Origin of the sequence: Lepagella muris (assembly GCF_004793975.1) — a bacterium.
Classification (GTDB): domain Bacteria; phylum Bacteroidota; class Bacteroidia; order Bacteroidales; family Muribaculaceae; genus Lepagella; species Lepagella muris.
Map to the genome: position 1 here is coordinate 62,221 of NZ_SRYB01000016.1, position 23,066 is coordinate 85,286.

At 48.9% G+C, this 23,066-nt stretch carries 22 protein-coding genes; 5 read left to right on the forward strand and 17 right to left on the reverse strand.

The window, feature by feature from the left end; translation table 11 throughout:
* Positions 1 to 52: 52 nt before the first annotated feature.
* The 8 genes from E5331_RS11495 to E5331_RS11530 form a co-directional block, all read right to left on the reverse strand.
* Positions 53 to 1,048: an AAA family ATPase gene (locus tag E5331_RS11495; protein ID WP_123484507.1), complete on the reverse strand. Its 996-nt coding sequence runs from the start codon at positions 1,046 to 1,048 to the stop codon at positions 53 to 55.
* 147 nt (positions 1,049 to 1,195) lie between these two features.
* On the reverse strand, positions 1,196 to 2,236 hold the full coding sequence (gene thiL / locus E5331_RS11500) for a thiamine-phosphate kinase (RefSeq protein WP_123484525.1): 1,041 nt from the start codon (positions 2,234 to 2,236) through the stop codon (positions 1,196 to 1,198).
* Between the two features lie 103 nt (positions 2,237 to 2,339).
* Positions 2,340 to 3,152, reverse strand: a complete 813-nt coding sequence (locus tag E5331_RS11505) for a purine-nucleoside phosphorylase (RefSeq protein ID WP_135984956.1) — start codon at positions 3,150 to 3,152, stop codon at positions 2,340 to 2,342.
* An 86-nt stretch (positions 3,153 to 3,238) separates the two neighbouring features.
* The gene (gene lpxK, locus E5331_RS11510) at positions 3,239 to 4,363 is read right to left on the reverse strand and encodes a tetraacyldisaccharide 4'-kinase (RefSeq protein WP_123484506.1); all 1,125 of its coding nucleotides are present in this window, start codon (positions 4,361 to 4,363) and stop codon (positions 3,239 to 3,241) included.
* 99 nt (positions 4,364 to 4,462) lie between these two features.
* The gene (gene sppA / locus E5331_RS11515; RefSeq protein ID WP_123484505.1) at positions 4,463 to 6,277 is read right to left on the reverse strand and encodes a signal peptide peptidase SppA; all 1,815 of its coding nucleotides are present in this window, start codon (positions 6,275 to 6,277) and stop codon (positions 4,463 to 4,465) included.
* A 55-nt stretch (positions 6,278 to 6,332) separates the two neighbouring features.
* Entirely contained in the window at positions 6,333 to 7,712 is a 1,380-nt protein-coding gene (glmM, locus tag E5331_RS11520) for a phosphoglucosamine mutase (RefSeq protein WP_123484504.1), read from the reverse strand.
* An 18-nt stretch (positions 7,713 to 7,730) separates the two neighbouring features.
* The gene (locus tag E5331_RS11525; RefSeq protein WP_123484503.1) at positions 7,731 to 8,339 is read right to left on the reverse strand and encodes a DUF4827 family protein; all 609 of its coding nucleotides are present in this window, start codon (positions 8,337 to 8,339) and stop codon (positions 7,731 to 7,733) included.
* A 71-nt stretch (positions 8,340 to 8,410) separates the two neighbouring features.
* On the reverse strand, positions 8,411 to 9,445 hold the full coding sequence (locus E5331_RS11530) for a DHH family phosphoesterase (RefSeq protein ID WP_123484502.1): 1,035 nt from the start codon (positions 9,443 to 9,445) through the stop codon (positions 8,411 to 8,413).
* Between the two features lie 233 nt (positions 9,446 to 9,678).
* On the opposite strand from E5331_RS11530, the gene mazG reads away from it, so the two are divergent.
* From mazG to mdh, 5 genes are all read left to right on the forward strand, one after another.
* Complete coding sequence (mazG, locus tag E5331_RS11535; protein ID WP_123484501.1) at positions 9,679 to 10,485, forward strand: nucleoside triphosphate pyrophosphohydrolase; 807 nt, start codon at positions 9,679 to 9,681, stop codon at positions 10,483 to 10,485.
* On the forward strand, positions 10,482 to 12,377 hold the full coding sequence (locus E5331_RS11540; RefSeq protein WP_123484500.1) for a DNA topoisomerase 3: 1,896 nt from the start codon (positions 10,482 to 10,484) through the stop codon (positions 12,375 to 12,377). Before mazG ends, E5331_RS11540 begins: the two co-directional genes overlap by 4 nt.
* Positions 12,378 to 12,391: 14 nt before the next feature.
* The gene (locus tag E5331_RS20985; RefSeq protein WP_420813790.1) at positions 12,392 to 12,616 is read left to right on the forward strand and encodes a FeoB-associated Cys-rich membrane protein; all 225 of its coding nucleotides are present in this window, start codon (positions 12,392 to 12,394) and stop codon (positions 12,614 to 12,616) included.
* 4 nt (positions 12,617 to 12,620) lie between these two features.
* Positions 12,621 to 13,220: an L-threonylcarbamoyladenylate synthase gene (locus E5331_RS11550; protein WP_123484499.1), complete on the forward strand. Its 600-nt coding sequence runs from the start codon at positions 12,621 to 12,623 to the stop codon at positions 13,218 to 13,220.
* Positions 13,221 to 13,429: 209 nt separating this feature from the next.
* A complete protein-coding gene (gene mdh, locus E5331_RS11555) occupies positions 13,430 to 14,359 on the forward strand; it encodes a malate dehydrogenase (RefSeq protein WP_123484498.1) in 930 nt (309 codons plus the stop codon).
* A gap of 130 nt (positions 14,360 to 14,489) precedes the next feature.
* Here mdh and E5331_RS11560 read toward each other — a convergent pair whose 3' ends face one another.
* The 9 genes from E5331_RS11560 to E5331_RS11605 form a co-directional block, all read right to left on the reverse strand.
* A complete protein-coding gene (locus tag E5331_RS11560) occupies positions 14,490 to 14,747 on the reverse strand; it encodes a hypothetical protein (RefSeq protein WP_135984952.1) in 258 nt (85 codons plus the stop codon).
* 2 nt (positions 14,748 to 14,749) lie between these two features.
* Entirely contained in the window at positions 14,750 to 15,616 is an 867-nt protein-coding gene (locus E5331_RS11565) for a Spi family protease inhibitor (RefSeq protein ID WP_123484496.1), read from the reverse strand.
* 946 nt (positions 15,617 to 16,562) lie between these two features.
* Positions 16,563 to 18,044, reverse strand: a complete 1,482-nt coding sequence (locus tag E5331_RS11575; RefSeq protein WP_123484495.1) for an MFS transporter — start codon at positions 18,042 to 18,044, stop codon at positions 16,563 to 16,565.
* Between the two features lie 139 nt (positions 18,045 to 18,183).
* Positions 18,184 to 18,999, reverse strand: coding sequence for a bifunctional hydroxymethylpyrimidine kinase/phosphomethylpyrimidine kinase (gene thiD / locus E5331_RS11580; RefSeq protein ID WP_169477668.1), 816 nt, complete (start codon positions 18,997 to 18,999; stop codon positions 18,184 to 18,186).
* A 54-nt stretch (positions 19,000 to 19,053) separates the two neighbouring features.
* The gene (locus E5331_RS11585; protein WP_123484493.1) at positions 19,054 to 19,683 is read right to left on the reverse strand and encodes a TenA family protein; all 630 of its coding nucleotides are present in this window, start codon (positions 19,681 to 19,683) and stop codon (positions 19,054 to 19,056) included.
* Positions 19,684 to 19,689: 6 nt separating this feature from the next.
* A complete protein-coding gene (locus E5331_RS11590) occupies positions 19,690 to 20,391 on the reverse strand; it encodes a class I SAM-dependent DNA methyltransferase (protein WP_123484492.1) in 702 nt (233 codons plus the stop codon).
* A 51-nt stretch (positions 20,392 to 20,442) separates the two neighbouring features.
* A complete protein-coding gene (locus tag E5331_RS11595) occupies positions 20,443 to 21,141 on the reverse strand; it encodes a HesA/MoeB/ThiF family protein (protein WP_123484491.1) in 699 nt (232 codons plus the stop codon).
* 31 nt (positions 21,142 to 21,172) lie between these two features.
* Positions 21,173 to 22,282: a 2-iminoacetate synthase ThiH gene (gene thiH, locus E5331_RS11600; protein ID WP_123484490.1), complete on the reverse strand. Its 1,110-nt coding sequence runs from the start codon at positions 22,280 to 22,282 to the stop codon at positions 21,173 to 21,175.
* A 10-nt stretch (positions 22,283 to 22,292) separates the two neighbouring features.
* Positions 22,293 to 23,060: a thiazole synthase gene (locus E5331_RS11605; protein WP_123484489.1), complete on the reverse strand. Its 768-nt coding sequence runs from the start codon at positions 23,058 to 23,060 to the stop codon at positions 22,293 to 22,295.
* Positions 23,061 to 23,066 lie beyond the last annotated feature (6 nt).

Consider the following 23,066-nt stretch of genomic DNA (forward strand, 5'->3'; position numbering starts at 1 on the left):
TGACCGTGATGACCACCGTATTTGCCGGCGGCATCACGGATAGACTTATCAATCAAGGCACCACCACTTTATCAAGGATGGCGGTGATCACCTCATCGGCACCAATATTATTTGCCTCAGCCTCATAGGAGAGACCGATACGATGGCGCATCACATCGTGGCATACGGCACGCACATCTTCCGGGATTACATAGCCGCGACCCTGAAGGAAGGCGTATGCCCTCGAGGCGAGCGCGAGGCTGATGGAGGCACGCGGGGATGCACCGTAGGAGATGATGCTGTCGAGATCGGAAAGACCGAACTTGCCCGGCTCACGGGTGGCAAACACGATGTCGACGATATAGTTCTCTATCTTCTCGTCGATATAGATCTTACCGACAATCTTCTGCACATCAAGAATCTCCGATGGTTTGAGGATAGGCACTATCGGGTCGAGCGCGCCTTTGATATTCTGGCGGATGATTGCCTTCTCCTCCTCTTTTGAAGGATAGCCGATCACCACTTTCAGAAGGAAACGATCGGTCTGTGCCTCGGGGAGCGGATATGTGCCCTCCTGCTCTATCGGGTTCTGGGTAGCCATCACAAGGAAGGGACGGTCAAGCGGGAAGGTCTCCTCGCCGATAGTGACCTGACGCTCCTGCATCGCCTCGAGCAAGGCACTCTGCACCTTCGCCGGGGCACGGTTGATTTCGTCGGCAAGCACGAAATTCGCGAATATCGGACCCTTCTTCACCTCGAAGCTCTCGTTCTTGACGCTATAGATAAGCGTACCTATGACGTCGGCGGGGAGAAGGTCCGGAGTAAACTGGATACGGCTGTATTTTGCGTCCACAAGGCTTGCAAGAGTCTTTATGGCAAGGGTCTTGGCAAGACCCGGCACGCCTTCGAGAAGGACGTGACCGTTGCAAAGCAATGCGATAAGCAATGAGTCGACCAAATGTTTCTGTCCGACGATGCGGCGGTCCATACCACTGCGGATCATGCTGATGAAGCTGCTCTTGGAAGCAATCAGATCATTCAACTCTCTGATATTCACTGTTTCATTCATATAGCGTAATTCTATTTTTTATCTGGTTACAAGGAACGGAATATTCAAATGCAAAAATAATATTTATTAACTTAAAATCTCCCATTCTCTCTGTTAAATAATCTTGAACCTTTTTAAACCATATTAAATCGGAGGGATGCCGGCTCGTCAGTCCTTATCGGTAAATGCGTTCCAACCCTGCGCCTTTATCTGCATCTCCGCGCCGTCGCGGGTGACGAGCGCACAGCCCAATTCCGGCTTGGTGATGTAGCCGATCATCCTTACCCCCTTGAGTTTCTCCACCTTCTCATGGTCGGTGATGGGCACCGTGAAAAGCAGCTCGTAATCCTCACCGCCGTTCATGGCTGCGGTCACAAGGTTCATGTTGAATTCCTCCGCCATAAGAGCTGTCTGATAGTCGATGGGAATCTTATCCTCATAGACACGGCATCCGGTGCCCGACTTATGGCAGATATGGAGAAGTTCTGACGACAGACCGTCGCTGACGTCCATCATGGCGGTGGGCTTTATCCCCGTATTCCTGAGCTCCTCCACTATATCACGCCGTGCCTCCGGCTTTAGCTGACGCTCCAGGATATATTCCTTTCCGGAGAAATCGGGCTGGAAATCCTTCTGCCCGGCTCCTACGCGATTCTCACGCTCGAGAAGCTGCAGCCCCATGAATGCCGCGCCAAGGTCGCCGCTGACGCATATTATGTCGGTTGGCTTCGCTCCGTCGCGTCCCACAACTTCCTCCGGGGAGGCTGTGCCAAGGCAGGTGATGCTTATGACAAGCCCGGTGACGGATGCGCTCGTGTCGCCGCCCACAAGATCCACTCCATAAAGATCGCAGGCAAGACGTATGCCGGAATAGAGTTCATCAAGATGCTCCACGGTAAACCGACTCGACACCCCAAGGCTGACCGTAATCTGCTTCGGCGTGCCGTTCATGGCATAGATATCGCTGAAATTGACTATCGCTGCCTTATAGCCAAGATGCTTCAAAGGCACATAGCGCAGGTCGAAGTGTATCCCTTCAAGAAGAAGATCTGTGGTGACGAGCACATCATTGTCGCCAAATGACAGAACGGCGGCGTCATCCCCCACCCCTTTCTTTGTTTCCGGATTACGTAGAGGGAATTCCTTTGTCAGACGGTCTATTAGTCCGAACTCTCCCAATTGCGATATCTCTGTCTGATTATTTTCCATTTCGTGATATATTTTCCAGCCCGGCATACGGGCTTTCGTTATTTGGATTCGCCGGACCCGGACAATACCGAATCCGGCGATATTTTTTTTGAATTTTATTGAATCAGATGCGCTCGAGCATACTCTTTATTATAGTGGTCATGACAGGCTGTGCCTTTATGGCTGCCTTCTGCACCTCCTCATGAGTGGGCACCTCCTTGACATCCTTGCCTCCGAGGTCGGTTATGACCGAGACTCCAAAGACGGTCATGCCCGCATGGTTGGCTACAATCACTTCCGGCACCGTTGACATACCTACGGCATCACCCCCTATTATACGGAAATATTCATATTCCGCCGGAGTCTCGAATGTGGGTCCCGGCGTGCCGACATATACACCGTGCATCAGACGTATATTCTCATCACGCGCTATGTCATCAGCCATCTTTATGAGTCCGAGGCTGTAGGCTTCGGTCATTGCCGGGAAGCGGGGTCCGAGTTCCTCGTAATTCTTGCCACGTAGAGGATTCTCCGGGAAGAGATTGATATGGTCTGTGATAACCATCACGTCACCCACCTTAAATTCCTTGTTCATGCCGCCAGCGGCATTGCTGACGAAGAGCAGTTCCACCCCAAGCTGACGCATCACACGCACCGGGAAGGTCACCTGCTTCATGTCGTAGCCTTCATAGTAGTGGAAACGACCCTGCATAGCCATGATATACTTGCCGCCGAGCTTGCCGAATATCAACTTGCCGCTATGACCCTCCACCGTAGAGACCGGAAAGTGGGGGATATCCTTGTAATTGAGTTCCTTACTAATTTCGATATGGTTGACAAGATCACCAAGACCTGTGCCGAGGATAATACCAATCCTCGGTGCCTCACCTATTTCCTTGAGAATAAAATCCGCAGTCTCGCGGATCTTCTCCAACATATTTTTTTCCATTGTATCTAATTTTGGGCTAATTATAAAACGTCGTTTGTCGGCATATTGTTCTTCACCGACCTCTTCATGTGCTATCAATTTGAATCCGCATTATTTCCCCTCACGCCTAAGGAGATCGACAGCTCCTCAATGAAGTCCTTATCGTCGAGCGCGTTTATCATCTTTACGGAGATGGGCTGGAAGAAGGTGAACGGCTTCAGTTCCTTCGGGAAATATGGGTTGAACATAAGTCTGACCGCATCCTTCTCCGTGGTGACGATTATCTTCCTCTCCCCTGCCATATTCTTAAACCGGGTGTAGATCTGATGAATGTCTTCACGGGTGAAATCGTGATGATCGGGGAAATGATCCACCTTCACCTTAAAGGGATACATGCGGAAATGCCTTACGAAAGAGCGCGGATGTGCGATTCCCGATAGTAGAAGCACGGAATCGTTGGCAGTCAATGATGACAACGATGCCCTGTAGGGCGACTCATCGGCAAACACCGGCTTCAGCGGACCATATTCATATCGGGAGAAGAAGAGTTTCTGATAGGTCATCAGATCGAGTTCCTTCGTCGTTATGCGATAGTTGATGGGAAGAAGCTCATCCGGGCATTTGGTCACAATGACGATATCGGCACGATTCACCTGAAGGGTGCTCTCCCTCAATCTTCCGAGGGGCAGAAGTCGGTCGTTGTAGAATGGACGGTTGTAGTCGGTCAGCAGCACCGACACCTTCGGCTTCACCCATCTATGCTGAAACGAATCATCAAGCACAATGAGCTGAAGGTCGGGATAGAGCCTCATCAGCTCACGAATGCCTTTCCTCCTACTCTCGCATACCGCCACACGCACATGGGAGCCATATTTCTGATATATCTGAAATGGCTCATCGCCGATCAGATCGGGGGTGCTCTTCGAGTTGGCAAGTACAAAACCTTTCGTCTTGCGCTTGTAGCCCCGGCTCAAAACTGCGATTTTCATTTCGGCAGCGAGATTGCTGACAATATATTCCACGTGAGGCGTCTTACCCGTGCCACCGACGGCTATATTGCCGACGCCGACAATAGGCACCTCAAACTCCTCCTCCTTCAGGATCTTGGAATCGAAGAGCCAATTTCTCACCCATGTGCCTGCCCCGTAGAGCCACGACAGTGGAGTGAGAAGTCCGGTCACTATTTTATCTTTCGTAGTCATTACTTTGTCAGTGCTCATTTATGATATTATTCCCGTATGAGGTTATTCCAGTATGGAATCATTCCCATTGAGATTATATTCGAATTATGATTATTCCGCAACGTGGGGCTATCCTTGTCAGAATGTCACACCTACAGGATCCATACGCACGTCAATCAACGGCATACGTGCCTGCAATGGTTTCTGACGCAACAGATTATACACAAACCGGATTGTCAGTTCATCATATTCCCCTGCAAACGCCTTATCAAGAGCGTCCGCCACGCTCATGCCGCCCAATTCGGGAAGCATCTCAAGCATGGTCGACTCCACCGACGGATATACACCCACTCTCCATCCGCTGCCGAGCTTACCCTCCTCAGCCACCCAGTCGATGGCATCCTTGAGGGAGCCGAGCTGATCGACGAGTCCGATTTCAAGTGCTTTCTGTGCGTCCCACACACGACCCTCGCCTATGGTGCGTACCTTCGACTCCTGCATATTGCGTCCGGAAGACACCCGCTCTATGAATTCATCATAACCTCTCTCCACGTATGACTGCATGGCAGCCTGCTGCTTCTCAGTCATAGGGCGATACAATGCCGGGAAATCCGCTTCCGGGTTTGTCGACACTGACTGCGGCGACACACCTATCTTATGTGCAAGACCCTCAACATTAGGGATAAGTCCGAATATACCAATGGAGCCGGTAATGGTCAGCGGGTCGGCGAAGATACGGTTGGCATGGCATGAGATCCAATAGCCACCCGAAGCGGCATAGTCGCCCATGGAGACTGCCATTGGTTTCCCTTTTGACTGGAAATAGTCGAGAGCCTCGGCTATCTGCTTGCTGCCAAACACCGCACCGCCGGGAGAATTGACACGGAATACCATTCCCTTCACATTATCATCGTCGGCAACCTTTACAATCTCCGGCACAAGTTTCTCATAATTGATTGTGCCGGATCCGCCGCCGTCAACTATCTCACCGACAGCGTAGACTACTGCTATCTGATTCTTCGACAGATAATCCTTGCCCCATGATGACTGCTCGACGAGAGTCTTCGGCGACACGAAATTCAGTTTCTTCTTATCCTTTCCCACCATTCCGGCTATGATGCCGTCCATGTCGCGCTCATACACAAGGCGATCGATAAATCCCTCCTTGACGTCGTCTTCTGCCGGCGCAATAAATAGGAATTTATTGCTGACAAGTGAATCTATGGATGCAGCAGTAAGGCGTTTCCTGTCTATGGCGATCTCCGAACGTATGTACTGCCAGATATTGCCGTAAAGGGTATCAAGCTGCGCACGCGCCGGACCGCTCATCTCATTCAATATGTAAGGCTCGACCGCCGATTTATAGGTGCCGACTTTCACCACCTGTATCTGCACGCCCAATTTATCAAGAAGGTCCTTGAAATACATCGATGTGCTGCCAAGACCCTGAATCATCAGGGCACCTGCCGGATTCATGAACACACTGTCGGCAACCGACGCCACATAGTAGGAACCGTTGGTATAGGAATCGGCATAAGCCACCACTTTCTTCCCCTCTTTCCTGAAATCGGATATGGCATCGCGTAGGGCATTAAGAGTGGCAGGTGCAGCCGACACTATGCCACATTTAAGATATATCATCGATATATTCTTATTGTTCTTTGCCTCATCAATTGCCGTCACCAACGATGAAAGGGTCTGCGGACGCGACACATCCCTCCTCAACAAAGAGATGTAATCCAGATCCATAGGGGATTCCCGCTCCTCTATCACTCCATTCAACTCTATTGTCATCACACTCTTTTTTGAGATTGAGTCTGTCGAAGATGATGATACTCCAAGTTTGGCAAAGATGCCTATGCACACGAGCACGACAACAACTCCAAACAGAACCAACGCAATCCATGCTCCGACAAAGGAGGAAAGCGCGTTCATGAAAAATTTTTTCAACATGGGCTAATAATGAATGGTTAGGGAATAGTGGTTGCTTATATCACGTGATTGCAAGTCAAAGACTTGCAATCACTTTCTTTATCTCTTCGGCAAGAGCGTCGGCTTTCTCCATCGTCTCCGCCTCGCTGTATATTCGGATGATAGGCTCTGTGTTTGACTTGCGCAGATGCACCCAGCTGTCGGGGAAATCGATCTTCACGCCGTCGATGTCGGTGATTTTCTCATTGGAGAATTTCACCTTGACAGCCTCCAGAATAGCATTCACGTCGATATCGGGGGTAAGCTCTATCTTGTTCTTGGCAATGGCATAACGCGGATAGCCAGCCTTAAGCTCACTTACCTTCTTACCCTCCTTTGCAAGGAGAGTGAGGAAGAGAGCGACGCCCACAAGGGCATCACGTCCGTAGTGAAGTTCCGGATAAATCACTCCGCCGTTGCCTTCTCCACCAATCACTGCGCCGGTCTCCTTCATCTTGGTGACAACGTTGACCTCGCCCACAGCTGCGGCATTGTATTGGCAGCCATGTTTCTCTGTCACGTCGCGGAGTGCGCGTGAGCTGCTGAGATTTGATACAGTATTGCCGGGAGTCTGTGAAAGCACATAGTCGGCGACAGCCACAAGAGTGTATTCCTCCACAAACATCTCACCGTTCTCCATGACAATGGCGAGACGGTCTACATCGGGATCGACAACGAAGCCTACATCTGCCTTACCATCTTTCATAAGGTCGGAAATCTGAGTAAGGTTCTCCGGTATCGGCTCCGGAGTATGGGCGAACTTGCCGGTCGGATCGCAATTGAGCTCTATTATGTTCTTCACCCCAAGCTCACGAAGAAGCGCGGGAATCACGGCTCCACCCACTGAATTGACTGCATCGACAGCCACGGTGAAACCGGCATCCGCGATAGCCTTGCAATCCACCAACGGCAGATTCTTCACCATCTCTATATGACGCATCGCCCAAGTCTCATCCTTATATTCCTTTCCGATTGCAAGCACGTCGGCAAATCTGAAATCCTCCTTCTCAGCAATTGAGATTACCTCTTTCCCCTCACGGTCAGAGAGAAATTCCCCCTTGCTGTTGAGGAGCTTCAATGCATTCCACTGTATGGGGTTATGGCTTGCGGTGATGATTATGCCGCCGTCAGCACCAAGTCCGGTGACGGCAAGCTCCGTTGTCGGAGTGGTGGCAAGACCGATATTAACCACGTCGAAACCCATAGCCATAAGTGAGCCAACCACCAGATGACTGACCATCGCGCCCGACAGACGGGCGTCACGACCGACGGCTATAAGACGTGCCGACGGGTTTTCCCTTCTTATAAATTCCGCGTATGCTGCGGTAAACTTGACAATATCCACGCCGCCGAGTCCTTCGCCGGCTGCGCCTCCGATCGTTCCTCTGATACCGGATATAGATTTGATCAATGCCATTATCAGTGAAATTTATTATTAATATTCAGGTTTGAAATATCTTATGTTGATGAGATATGGTATGCACGATGTCTGGTCTTCCTGGAATCCATAGTAACTCTTCAGCACCAGATTCACCTCACTGCCATAGCCGAGAAATTTGAGCGGCATCTGTATTCCGGTGCCATATTCCAGATAGCTGTTGAGGTAGGTATTCTTATAGACAAAGCTCGTGGATGGCTTGAGAAGATTGTCGGAATTACCGACCCATACAGGATCAAGACCTTGGCTCAGATCCTTAAGATTAAGACGGTTGAAGCGGAAATAGACGAGATCGCCGCTCTTCACCGGATAAGCGGGACGTCCGGTGGAGCTGTTAAGTTCCCCTTTGTTTATCACCTGCATATAGACGTAGCCATTCTCATCCAGCTTATAGAACGGCGCATCCTCTCCGGTCAGGAAAGATATGGAATCCTTCGGCAGTTCCAGCTCTATTTTTTGTCCGGCAAGATACCAGTTGACCGCTTTCTCCTCCTCCCTGAGATATTCTGAATAGCTCTGGCTCTTGCTACATGAGGCAAGTCCGGAGCCTAATATAGCGACGAGAAGGAACGCAATTGTGTTGAAAGATCTTTTAATTGATGTCATGTTTGTTTTGTCGGCCCGTCAGGATGACATTCCATTCTTCACAGTAGTCGCCATGACGCTGACCCTTATTATTATTGTTTCTGATTCTTTAGATATCTGTCGTAGTCAGGCATAGCCTCCACCAATTTGCGGTAACATTCCTCGAGCGAACCGCGGAATTCTCCTCCGGCTGCCTGAAGATGTCCGCCGCCACCATAAAGGTTCTTGCATATCTCCGACACCGGGAATCCGTTGCAACTTCTTGCCGACACCTTTATGCAGTCGGCATCCTCACGAAGGAATATGCTGTAGACCATGCCTTTTATCTCAAGCGGACGGTTGACCAACCCTTCGGAATCCCCTTTTTCATAATGGAAGCGCGTCAGCTCATCCTTGCTGAGAGTGATGACTGCCGCCTTATGCTCGGGAAACACCTCCAGTTTCTCCGACAAGGCGTATGCCTCAAGTTTCAGGCTCCAGTAACTGCGAGTGTTAAGAGCCTCCTTGACAATCATCTCCTTATCCGCGCCCTTCTCCAGCAGACGGATAAGGATCTCATACAGGTCGTGATGCTTGCAGTTGACGAAAAAATTCCGTGTGTCGGTGATTATACCCGTGAGGATACACACGGCGCCACTCTCATCAAGCTCAGCGAAGAAACCCATGCCGGCAATAAGACGGAACATAAGTTCGCACGTTGACGACATGTCGGGATAGGAGATCATTAGATCCGCAAAGTTGTCGGGTTCCTGATGATGGTCGACGAGCACCTTGCGGCAAGTTGCTCCCTGTATGACAGGCGCAAGGGAATCCTGACGCGACGGAGTGTTGAAATCGCAACATATTATCAAATCTGCCGATTCTACTGTCTTCTTGCAGAATTCCGGATGACATGTGTACACCCCCATCTCCTTAAACCCCGGGAGGAACGACAGATTGCCGGGTGCCTTATCCGGGATAATGACAGTGACGTTCTTGCCAAGCGCACGAAGGAGATGCATCATGCCCAAGGTGCTACCTATGGCATCACCATCGGGACGGACATGGCACGTGAGAACGATATCCGCCGACTCCTCAATGAGACGCCTGAACTCTTTTATGCTGTCTGAGTCTATTAGTTTATCCATATAAATATTAGAAAAACAACCGAGAAAACCGATTCTTTTCAATTAGATTTATCTGCTTTAATCTTTTTTCAAGCCACAAAGATACAAATAATATCGGAATTTCTATCTAACTTTGTATCCAAATTTAGTTTATTTAAAGTCTATCCCCGAATAATCGACAATAGCCGGGGTGTCCGCTTTTGATATTTTTTCAAAAAGCACGGGCTGAGACAACTGTTAAAATCATCTACAATATGCATTCTACCGACGATAAACTATCCGCCTTCCGGCGCATAATAGAAGTGCTCGACACCCTGCGGGAGCGTTGCCCATGGGATGCCAAGCAGACCAACGAGTCACTCCGTCCCAACACGGTGGAGGAGGTGTTTGAGCTTGCGGATGCCCTGATTGCCGACGACACACAGAATATAAAGAAAGAGCTGGGCGACGTGTTGCTCCACGTGCTCTTCTATTCAAAGATTGCCTCCGAGAAGGAGCAATTTGATATTGCCGACGTCTGCAACTCACTTGCCGACAAGCTAATCTTCCGTCATCCCCACATCTACGGCAACGTGGAGGCGGATTCCGCCGACAAAGTGGCTAAAAACTGGGAGGAGATAAAGCTGAAAGAGAAGGGGGGCAACAAGACGGTGCTCGCCGGAGTGCCGACGGCTCTCCCCGCTCTGATAAAGGCGAACCGCATCCAGGAGAAGGCTGCCAACGTGGGCTTTGACTGGGAGGAGCGTCTTCAGGTATGGGATAAGGTGAAGGAGGAGATCTCTGAAGTGGAACAGGAGATGGAAGCCGGCGAGGGGAATGACCTCGAAGGGGAGTTTGGCGACCTGCTGTTTGCAGTGGTGAACGCCGCCAGGCTCTATGGAGTGAATCCGGAGAACGCTCTTGAGCGCACCAACCGTAAGTTCATATCAAGATTCAATCATCTTGAGAAGAGAGCTAAAGAGATGAATGTCGCGCTGAAGGAGATGTCGCTCTCGGAGATGGACAAGATATGGGATGAGGCTAAGGCTATCGAACGAAACAACACCAAGACTGTGGAATGATACTTTGCATTACTGAGAAACCGAGCGTGGGGAGCGACATTGCGAAAATCGTAGGGGCTTCATCCCGTCGTGACGGATATTTCGAGGGGAACGGATATTGCGTGACCTGGACTTTCGGGCATCTCTGCTGCCTGAAGGAGCCGGCTGACTATTGCACCGAATGGAAGCGATGGTCATTATCGTCGCTTCCTATGATTCCGCCCCGTTTCGGCATAAAACTGATACCGAGCGATTCTTATAAACGACAGTTTGAGACAATCAAGAATCTTATCGAGCAATGCGACGAGATTGTCAACTGCGGTGATGCCGGGCAGGAGGGTGAGCTGATACAACGGTGGGTGATGCAGAAAGCGGGTTGCAAGAAGCCGGTGAAACGCCTATGGATAAGCTCGCTCACCGATGAGGCAATACGCGACGGTTTCCAAAATCTACGCCCAGAGAAAGAGCTTGAACCGCTATATACCGCCGGACTTTGCCGCGCAATCGGCGACTGGGTGCTCGGACTGAATGCCACGCGACTTTACTCCCTGAAATATGGCATGCAGGGGCAGGTGCTTTCAATCGGGAGGGTGCAGACCCCTACCCTCGCCCTCGTCGTGTCAAGACAGTTGGAGATCGAGAATTTCGTCCCGAAGGATTACTGGGAACTGAAGACTGTGTATCGCGAGACGACATTCTCAGCCGCAGGAAAGAATTTCGACGTGGAGGAGAAAGGGAAGGTAGTGATCGACAGGATAAAAGATCTGCCTCTGACCGTGACTGACGTGACTAAGAAAGCCGGCAAGGAGGCTCCCCCTCGACTATTTGACCTCACATCTCTTCAGGTGGAATGTAACAAGAAACTGAATCTCGGTGCGGATGAGACACTGCGCACGATACAGAGCCTTTACGAGAAGAAGGTGACGACATATCCGCGTGTAGACACCACCTATCTCACCGACGACATGTATAGCAAATGCGGTGGTATTCTCAACTCGCTGAAGGACTACCAGCAGATAATGATTCCTATACGGGGGCAGAAACTGCGGAAGAGTAAGAAGGTGTTCGACAATTCAAAGGTGACAGACCACCATGCCATCATCCCTACCGGACAACCGTTGCCCGATAATCTCACGAAAGCGGAACGCGACGTCTTCAACATCATCGCGCTGCGCTTCATATCCGTATTTTTCCCCGACTGCTCGTTTGAACAGACGGTGGTCAATGCAAAGGTAGACAATATAAATTTCAAGGCTACGGGTAAGGTAATCATCGATCCCGGATGGAAAGTGGTGTATGCAGGCGACAAACGTCAGGAGGATACCGAAAAGTCTGACAAGAATGAGAAGGAGGATGAGGAGACTGCCGGAATACTCCCCCCGTTCACAAAGGGGGAATCGGGTCCACACGCTCCAAAACTCGTGAAAAAGACTACCCAACCGCCGAAATATTTTACAGAAGGCACCCTGCTGAAAGCGATGGAGACAGCCGGTGCGCTTGTTGACGACGAGGATCTGCGCGAGGCTCTTAAAGCGAACGGTATCGGTCGCCCGTCAACACGAGCAGCAATCATCGAGATTCTCTACAAACGAGGGTATATCGTAAAGGAGAGGAAATCTCTCAGGGCTACCCCGGCGGCTATTGAGCTTGTGGCTCTGATTAAGGAGGAATTGTTGAAAAGCGCGAAACTTACGGGCATCTGGGAGGGCAAACTCCGACAGATAGAGCATGAGGAATATAGCGCAAAGGATTTCATAGACCAAATCAAGCAGATGATCTCGGAAATAACAATCTCCGTATTGCGCGATCCGACAAACCGACGTATCGTGGCGGAACAAGCACAAGATAAGTCTGAGAAAGAGTCTGCCGAAGGGAAATCGACAAAGAAAAAGGAGAAGAAAGGGAAGAAATGATGAATCATGCTGAAATGACGACAAATCTCTTGATCCAATACATAGCAGTAGGCATAATTTTGCTTGCGACAGTGGTGTGGATCATTGTAAAATTCATAAAAAACCGTAAATCGGGTAGCAACTCATGTTGCGGATGCTCTCTTTCCCAAAACTGCGGTAAGAAAGAGATTGTCAAGAAACAGAAATTTAATAATTGCAATACAACCAACCGGAAGGAATCGCAAATTAAGAAACCATAATGTCATGAAAACGATAAAGATCTGGAATTCTGACGCCTCAGAACGCCAACTGAATGAAATCACACGTGACCTTGAAGGGGGAGCCACAATGATCCTGCCCACCGACACGTTATACGCCATAGCCTGCGATGCCCTTAACCCCAAGGCTATCGAGAAGATATGTCGCCTGAAAGGGATTAATCCGGAAAAGACTAATCTCTCGATTATATGCAGCGATATTTCAATGGCTGCGGAATATGCGCGTATCGACAATAAGGCTTTCAAGATGCTACGCGACAACACGCCCGGACCATTTACGTTTCTGTTCAAATCAAATTCCACTCTCCCCAAGGCATTCAAGGGGAGAAAGGTGGTGGGCATAAGGATTCCCGACAACAAGCTATGTCGCGACATAGCACAACATCTCAGACATCCAATCCTATCGACATCCATTGAATTTGATGACGACGATTATGCTCGCGATCCAGGACTGATAGCGGAGGCATACCACGAGAAGGTTGATTTCATCCTTGAGGGGGAGGATGGCGACACCATACCCTCTACCATCATTGATTGCACAGGCAACGAACCGGAAATAATTCGCCAGGGCAAGGGGGTGATCTAATCCCATACATACATCCCCCGTATGGGATTATTATCTGAAGCGCGACAATTATAAGAAAGTATTTTTGCAATTATGGAATTATTTCCTTAATTTTGCATCCAAACAAAACAGAGGTGGATTTACCCCGGAACTTATCACTTTCACACTCCGGGCACGTAGATATCCGAACAAACAGAACCATAATATATAACCTTTAACTTTAGCAAGTTATGTCAAAAGTAACAGTCGTAGGCGCCGGCAACGTAGGCGCTACCGCAGCTAACGTGATCGCTCTTCGCGAAGTGGCTGACGAAGTAGTAATGATCGACATCAAGGAAGGAGTTTCCGAAGGTAAGGCAATGGATATGATGCAGACTGCCAACCTTCTTGATATGAACACACGTATCACAGGCGTAACCAACAACTATGAGGCTACAAAAGACAGCGACGTGGTTGTCATCACTTCCGGCATACCCCGCAAACCGGGCATGACTCGTGAGGAGCTTATCGGCGTAAATGCCGGCATCGTTAAGCAGGTGACTGAAAGCGTTCTCGCTCACAGCCCCAACGCTGTAATCGTTTGCGTTTCCAACCCTATGGACACTATGACTTACCTCATCCACAAGGTATCCGGTCTTCCCAAAAACCGCATCATCGGTATGGGTGGCGCGCTTGACAGCAGCCGTTTCAAATATTATCTGAGCAAAGCCCTCAACGCTAACCCCAACGAGGTTGAAGGTTTCGTTATCGGCGGACACGGCGACACTACTATGATTCCTATGAAGCGTTTCGCTACTCTCCGTGGTGTGCCCGTAACTGAGTTCCTCTCTGCTGAAGAGCTCGACAAGGTTGCTGCCGACACTATGGTAGGTGGTGCTACTCTCACTAAACTTCTCGGCACTTCCGCTTGGTATGCTCCGGGTGCTGCAACTGCTGAGGTTGTTGAGGCTGTCCTCCACGATCAGGATGCAGTTATCCCCTGCTCTGCTCTTCTCGAAGGCGAATATGGCGAGAATGACCTCTGCATCGGCGTTCCTTGTGTTCTCGGCAAAGGTGGTATCAAGAAAATCCTTGAACTCAACCTCAATGAGGAGGAGAAGGCTCTCTTCCAGAAGAGCGCAGAGGCTGTTCACAAAACAAACGCAGCTCTCCCCTGCTAATCTGCCCCTCATAAGGTAAAAAAATATCCGTGCTCTTTGGTGTCAGCGGTGGAATAAACCACTAAGTACACCAAGAGCACGGAGTTTTTTTAGGGAAGCATGTCTGACGACATGCTGTGACCGGAATTACTTATAAGAGAGCAACTATGATAATACCGAGCAACGCCAGCAGATAGAACCAACAGGAACATTTCTGAAGCGTTTTTGCTGCATACGGGCTAATACGCTGAAGATAGGTGGCGGCAAATTCCGTGAATGCTGCCATAAACATGAAGAAGAACGGTATAAACATCCACCATGCCAGATGAAACACCATCAGCAACACAATGACCACACAGGTCAATATCAGCCCACCCCAAGCAGCCGTTTTTGATTTATTTACTTCCATTTTCATTTATATAGTTTCATTCCATATCGCTTACCTTTCACATCTCTCATCTGAAGAAGATAGAAACCTGACGGATATGAGTCAAGTTTCACAACAACCGTATCCGTCCCATCGCATTTCTTATCATACATCACGTTTCCCTGAAGGTCATAGACGCTGAAGGATTCTATTTTCTCCGGCATGAAGACCTCAAAATGTCCGCCCCCGATATGCCTTAACACCGGCTCTACGGGATGCAGTTTCTCCTCTATCCTACGGTATGATTCGAGAAGGGAAGCTCGCGTCTCTGCTACAAAATTTTCATGAAACAGAAACGGCACATCCTCCTCAACCTCCATCTCCACCTCTTCTTCTGAAGACTGATAGCGGAACTCTGTCGCAGCCTCAGCCATATATCCAATATCGCCATTGTCTGCTGAGCCTCTACCCTTTTCCAGCATTTCCCCAATATAATAATGTATATCAGCCCATGCAGCAATAGCCTCCACAGGCATTCGGGAATCATAGCGTATCATCTCTATGTCGCGTGCATATTCTGCCAGACGCATCTTAAATTCATCCGACTCCTTAGCCTGCGAAAAATCCCCCTTACTGCTATATGCAAGAATCGGCATCGCCTTGTTTTCAGCTGCGACAACCACATATCCACCTGTAGGCAATCCGAACACATAGAACGGCGGAAAGAGCCGATGAGTAGTCAGCTCCTTACCATTGTAAAGGAGCTGTGGATTGCCAACCTTCCTGTGGTTGACAGCATTGAGAAATGTATGTGCTATTCTGAATGCCTCCTTACGGCTCACCGTCTCCGCCTGAATGTCATGACAGAGCGATCCCACCATAAGAAGCATCATTAATATCCTATATATCATATATTCCCTTTATGGTCTTATCTTTATTTCCGGTCTGACTGATAAAGACAGAACCGGAAGTTCCTACATTATATAACGTCTGATTTCAATTATAATTATCACAACCGTCAGAACATACAATAAAAAAGAACCGGATATTGAAAAACATCCGGTTCCCCCATCGTAAATACATACGATGTTCAGTCAAAAAGCTATATCGTTTTATTATTGAGGATTCATGCCGTTAAATATCCATCGTCCCCCACTGATATCGGAAGCTGAAGCCTGTATAAGAAACTGACAGATACACAAAAGCGCAGGATCTGTTCAGTTTATCTCATTCAAGGCATCGCCAAACGCCTGTTACCCGATAAACAGTCCACTCCCACGCCCTATCGGATACCATCCCCCTGTCGGGGGAGTGGATACTCGACACGCATGAGCGTTTCCTGTTGCCTTATCCCGGGTATTCTTTATTTTGGCGATTTCAGAATGATGGATTAAGCATGAAACGCTTATTTGATTATCTATTTGACAGACTCTTTCCGTCTTTGCAAAGTTAATAATATTTTAGATAATATCAAAACTACACTTTCCATTTATTCTTAACCCAAACGTGTAAAATTATTCAATCCCCTAATTATTAGCACCTATTCACATAATATTTAAGGGTCAGTCTAAAAAAGTTACCTTAACTTCAGAGCAATCTTATCCATAACGAAGAATATCAGTATTCACTTTAATAACTTCCTATTATTGCATTAGTTATCTCTATCCACTCCGATGCACTCAATACAAATTATGGTAACCCAGCGTTCATTCTAAAGTGATCAAATTCGACCACTTTAGAATTAAGATTATGTATTATCTCTCATGTACAAAGAAATTCATTAGATTATGCTCGTTTAAATAAAAAAAGATGCGCCGTAGTTCGACGCATCCTCTTCTGAATTATTATGTTGGACTTTTATCCTTCTGCTGATTCCACCTCTGCTTCGAGAGATTTCTCGGAAGGGATGTTGGGAAGCTCAAGTCCGTAGTGCTTCTTGGCATCAAGTGCCTTGAGAATTATACCCAATATGAGTGCCAACCCACCGAGCGATGCGAACACGAGCATCGGTACTGTGTAGTTATAGTCCATTGCATTCTCCACACCGGGGTTGGTAGCGGCAAGCACAGCACCGATAATCATCGGGAAGGCATACAGACCGATATTCTGAATCCAGAATATCACGGCGTATGCCGAACCGAGCAGACGGTTATCAACCAACTTAGGAACAGAAGGCCACAATGATGCCGGCACGAGTGAGAAGCTGATACCCAAAAGCACAATCGCTGAATATGCTATCACTGCCGAACGTGTGGCAGGAAGCACGAAAGCGAACGTCAAGTGGCATATAATCATCAATATGGCTCCCCATATAAGCATTGTGGCACCCTTACCCTTGCGGTCAAGGAAGTTGCCGAGAAGCGGGGTGATGGCTGCCGCACCAAGCGGGAACACGAAGAACACGCGTCCGGCTGCCTCCGCAGAGATGCCGAGGTTGCACTGAAGCATGTTGTTGGCATATTTCTGGAAGGGGAAGATTGCTGAATAATAGAGTACACAGAGGAGTGCCACAATCCAGAATACTTTTGACGAGAATATATATTTAAGGTCGGAAATCTTGAATGGATCATCCTTGACCTCTCCGTTGGAACCCATCTCATTCTCCAGCTTCTTATCCATGAAGGAGTAGACAATGAAACCGATAAGACCGATGAGAAGAAGAAGCACTGACAATGCTATAGGACGAGATACGCTGATATTGTCGCGGAATGTAGCGATCGCCGGTGAACCGAGGAATACCACTGCCACACCAAGACGCGCGACAGCCATCTCGATACCCATGGCGAGTGCCATCTCCTTACCTTCAAACCATTTCACGATACCTCTTGATACGGTGATGCCTGACATCTCACATCCACAACCGAAAATCATGAAACCGATTGCCGACAATTTTGCCGATGCGGGCATACCGTCGTAGAACGGAGTGATGTTCCACCATGTGTCGGGAAGATTGACGAAATCATCCATGAAATTCTTCAACCCGCTCTCCATGAAGGAGTCTGTAAGAGCATAATAGTTGATGAATCCGCCTGCCACCATGACTGCACCTGCAAGTATGGCAGTGAAGCGCACTCCCATCTTGTCAAGAATGATGCCTGCGAATATCAGGAAGAATACAAACACGTTAAGGAATGTCTCTGATCCGGCAAAACGTCCGTATGCGGAGGGATCCCAGCCTTTAGTGCTCTGTAGATATTCCTGCAACGGGGAAAGAACATCTACGAAGATGTAGGCGAAAAACATGGCCGAAGCCAGCAGCACAAGCGCGGTCCAACGCGCCCATGCCTTATCGCGCAGTAATTCCTGCGGCGATGAAATGGATTTTTGTAGGTTAGCCATAAATATTATTTTGTTCGAACATTTATTGCTACAAAATTACACCTTTTAGATATATTATCCAAATCATTTACTCAACATTTGTCAAATCAACTGTCGAACCGACTGTTGACACTACATGCCATTGGCTGCCGACAAGCCATCATTTCCAGAGGGCATGGAAATGGTTTACCGGACCATGTCCCTTCCCTATGGCGTAGTCTGCTCCCGACTCTATCGCCCGGCTAAGATATTCCTTTGCAGAGATAACTGCATCATCAAGAGGATACCCCTTTGCGAGATACGCAGCAATAGCCGACGACAGGGTACAACCAGTGCCGTGGGTATTGCAGGTGCTTATCTTGGGAGATGGAAGCCGGAGAAGATTACCGGTCTCCGCATTGTAGAATATATCCACCAGCATATCCTCCTCAAGATGGCCTGCCTTCAACATGACTGACACATTACCCACAATCTCCGACAATGCCACTGCCGCATCCTCCAATTGCTCCTGCCGATCGACAGCCTCACCGAGAAGCAACGATGCCTCCGGAATGTTAGGGGTTATCACGCGGCTATAGGGGATAAGTTCTGAACGCAGTGTCTCGACCGCTTCCGGAAGGAGAAGAGGGTCGCCGGAGGTGGCCACCATGACCGGATCAAGCACTATGTTGCTGACATCGGGATATTCGGAAAGCGTGGCGCGAACGGTGCGTATCAATTCGGAATCATGCAACATTCCGATCTTGACAGCATCCACTCCGATATCGCTTATCACTGACCTTATCTGACCTGCCACAAATTCAGCCGGAACAGGATGCACACCGTAGACACCCTGAGTGTTCTCATCCACAAGAGCCACTATCGCCGACGCGCCATAGACACCGAGAGCGGAAAACGTCTTCAAATCAGCCTGTACGCCGGCTCCTCCCGAAGGATCGCTTCCGGCTATCGTCAGTGCAATTTTATATCTATTCATAATTTATGTGGAATTTTCTCTATTTATATTATTGACGTCGAAATTATCTAAACTTCATTGTATTGAGTAGGCGGAATCCCAGAACAGCCATTCCATACGCGCACAATCCATAAACGTCTGTGTCATCTTCTCGCGTATGCGTTGAGTGGTGCCCGATGCAAGACGATCGCATATCTCCACCGCCTTTGCCGTATTGAGTTCAAACGTCGCATCAGAGTATGTCTCAATCCATGCCTTATAGGGGTTGCCAGACAATTCCGCAATCGACAATATATATTTCCCTACCTCAAGGTATATCCAGAAACAGGGTAACACAGCAGCCGCCTCCACAGCCACGTCATATTGTGAACGGGCGCGGAGATAGGAGGTGTAGAACTCGCAGGCATCCGTCTTGACGGCTTTCATGTCGGGGGAGAACATCTCATGAAGAGATTTCTCAACTGCCACCCCGTCAGAGGCAAACGACAGGAACGTCGACACATCATCCATCTCCGGCAGACGTGAGGCTATATGGGCAAGCACACGGGTGTAGTCCTCCAGATAAAGTCGGTCCTGACTTATATAGTGTCTGAACCGTGATTCACTGAGTGTGCCGGCTGCAAGCTGCTGAATAAACGGATGACGCTTGATTCTCTCAAATATGTCGGCGGCGGCATCCCATGCCTCTTCACTCCATTTTCCCATAATGCATTATTTTTCTGCTATAACTGCCACGTAGTCACCCTTGTCATATCCCTCCACCGGCTCCTCGCTCTTGCCGTCGGAATAGAGCGGATGAGTGGTCAGGGTCTGGAGGTATCTGAGATTTCTGAAACCACATTCCTCCAGTAATATCGTCTTCTCCTTTGTAGTGCGCCAGTTTGCCACATTCACAAACTCAATCGGATAGGGATTAGGAGGGAATACCCCTTCAAGCAGAGGATGATCCCACGTACCGAGTGCCTTGGCAAGATTATACATTATTCCATAAGAGCTCTCTTTAGGCACATCGATAAGAATCACACGCCCGTTATCCGGCAATGCCTCATAGACCTTACGCAATATACCACCCAGATCAGAGATGTAGCTTGGAGAGCCATTAAACATTATGGTGGAATACTTCCCTTTCGGATAATCGAAATCCTCTCCGGTCGTAACCTCCACGGTTATTCCTCTTTTCTCCGCTATCTCCGCCATGCCGGAGGAGGGTTCCACACCATAGTTTATCTCTATGCCATATTCACGGCGCATTATGTCTTCAAAAAGACCGCTTCCGCAGCCTACCGACAATATCGGCAACGGAGCATCTTTCAACGTCGCAGCCACTAATGCCGCTTCCGATGCCAACACATTACTATTTTTCATAAACCAGGCATCATATTCACCTGCATATTCATCAAAACTTGCTGCCATGCTATATATTTGTGTATTGTTAATTCAGTTATATTTCAATTGTAGTGTCTGTTAAAACTCAATTGTAGTGAAGGTCATATCCGCCAGATTCATAGTAAGCAATCGCCCGTCGAGCACTTCTCCGAATCCGGTAAGCACCTTTATCGCCTCCATAGCCTGAAGGCTTCCCACCACACCGGGCACCGGTCCGAACGTGCCTATTATCCTATTCCGATCGTCATGAAGATCATCAATATCCTCATATAGCTCTTCAAGCTGACGTTTACCATCATGATTGAAGACCGTGACGCTTCCGTATGTGCCCTCGATACTTCCATGTACCCACGGTATGCCTACACTACGGCATACGCGCCCGATAAGACGGCGTGTCGAGAAGTTGTCTGTACAATCCATCACCACGTCATAATCAGCTATAAATCTCTCCGCATTCTCCTCGGTCAGACCCTCGCCGATAATACGGAATTCGGTCTCCGGAGACATCGCTCCGAGCCGACGAAGCGCACAATCCGTCTTCCTCTCCCCTATCTCTTTTTCAGAATAGAGAATCTGTCGCTGAAGATTCGTAAGGCTAACGGTGTCAGGATCGCAAAGACCAATGCAACCCACTCCCGAAGCCACAAGATATGAGGCTACCGGCGCACCAAGACCTCCGAGACCTACAACCAGCACACGCGATGAAAACAGTTTTCTCTGACCACTCTCTCCAAATCCGTCTATGAGGGTCTGTCGTGAATATCGTTCAATGTCCATAATCGTTGTCAGTCGAATATTATAATCTGTATCAGTCGAATGCACGATCCCAATCTTTCCATACCGGTTCGCGTCCGAGAGCCTTCAGATCCTCCACCACTTTTGCGGGCGACGCATCGTCGCTTATTGTGAATTGCTCAAGGGAATCGGTATACGTGGCATAACCACCCGGATCCACCTTTGACCCGGCACTCATCGTCGTGACTCCGAGTGTAGCCATATTATTGCGGAATTTATGATTCTCACGTGTGGAATACGATATATCAACGTCGGGGTCAAATATACGGAAGGCGAATGTGAGCTGCGCAAGCTCCCGGTCGCTCATCACCACATTGGGCTGGAAACCGGATTCGGAAGGACGCATGCGCGGGAAATTGACCGAATACTTGGTGCGCCAATAGTTCTGCCGGAGATAGAGGAGATGACGTGCCATCATTGTGACGTCGGTGCGCCAGTCTTCCAATCCGATCAGCACGCCCATACCAATCTTATGCACTCCAGCCATTCCCATACGGTCAAAACCATTGCACCGCCACTCAAAGTCAGATTTCATTCCCGCAGGATGATACTTCTTATAATTTTTCCGGTTGTAGGTCTCCTGAAAGCATATCACTCCGTTAAGTCCGGAATGGGTCAGTCTGGCATAATCCTCTGTCGATAGCGGCATCACCTCAATCGTAAGATTGGAGAAATATGGACGACAGACCCTAAGAGCCTCCTCCAGATAGTCGGTGCCAGCCTTGGCAGGATTCTCCCCTGTCACTATCAGTAGGTTTTCAAATGGTCCAAGTTGCTTTATCGCCTCACACTCCTGCTTGATCTGCTCTGGAGTGAGGATAACCCTATGAAACTTATTATGACAGTTGAATCCGCAGTAGACACACGAATTAGTGCATGAGTTGGTGATATACATAGGGATGAAGAGCTGCATGGTCTTTCCGAAACGCTGCTCCGTAATCATGCGGCTCTTACGCGCCATTATCTCCAGATATGGTGTGGCAGCCGGCGACACCAATGCCATGAAGTCGCGGTCAGTGAGATGCTCGGCACTCAAAGCCCGCTCCACATCCGAGGAGGTCATTGACATTATCCGGGCTGTCGTCTCATCCCAATCATATTTCAAAAGTTCGTCAGAAAACATATTTTTTAATTTAATCCAAAAATGAGGTTAGAGGGCTGGAAGCCTCGGCATAATCCGACACGGCACCTAATCCGGCAAGATAAGCCTCTCTTCCGGCTACAGTGGCGGCAGCAAATGCACGTGCCATCCTTTCCGGATCTCCGGCTACAGCAATAGCCGTATTGACAAGCACGGCATCCGCACCGAGTTCCATAGCTTCTGCCGCATGAGACGGTGCTCCAAGACCGGCATCAACAACCACCGGCACACGGCTCTGACTGATGATGATTTTCAACAATTCCCTTGTCACCAATCCCTTGTTGCTCCCTATGGGTGCAGCCAACGGCATGACCGCAGCACTGCCCACCTCTTCGAGTCGCTTACATAGCACCGGATCCGCCTGTATATATGGCAATACCACGAATCCGAGACGCGCAAGTTCCTCGGTAGCCTTCAAGGTCTCCACCGGATCAGGAAGTAGATATTTCGGATCGGGGTGTATCTCCAGTTTTATGAAATCCGTACCAAACGCTTCGCGTGCAAGCTGTGCAGCAAAGACCGCCTCCTTGGCATCCCTTACGCCCGAAGTGTTGGGCAGCACCTGAATCCCATCATGGATAATATGACGGAGCATATCATCCTCAGCATTATCCATGTCAACCCGCTTCATCGCCACAGTCACCATTTCAGTGCCTGATGCAAGTATCGCCTTCTCCATCAGTTCATTGCTGCGGAATTTACCAGTACCGACAAATAGCCGTGATCCAAACTCCTTACCTCCTATTATAAGTTTCGACATATCTTT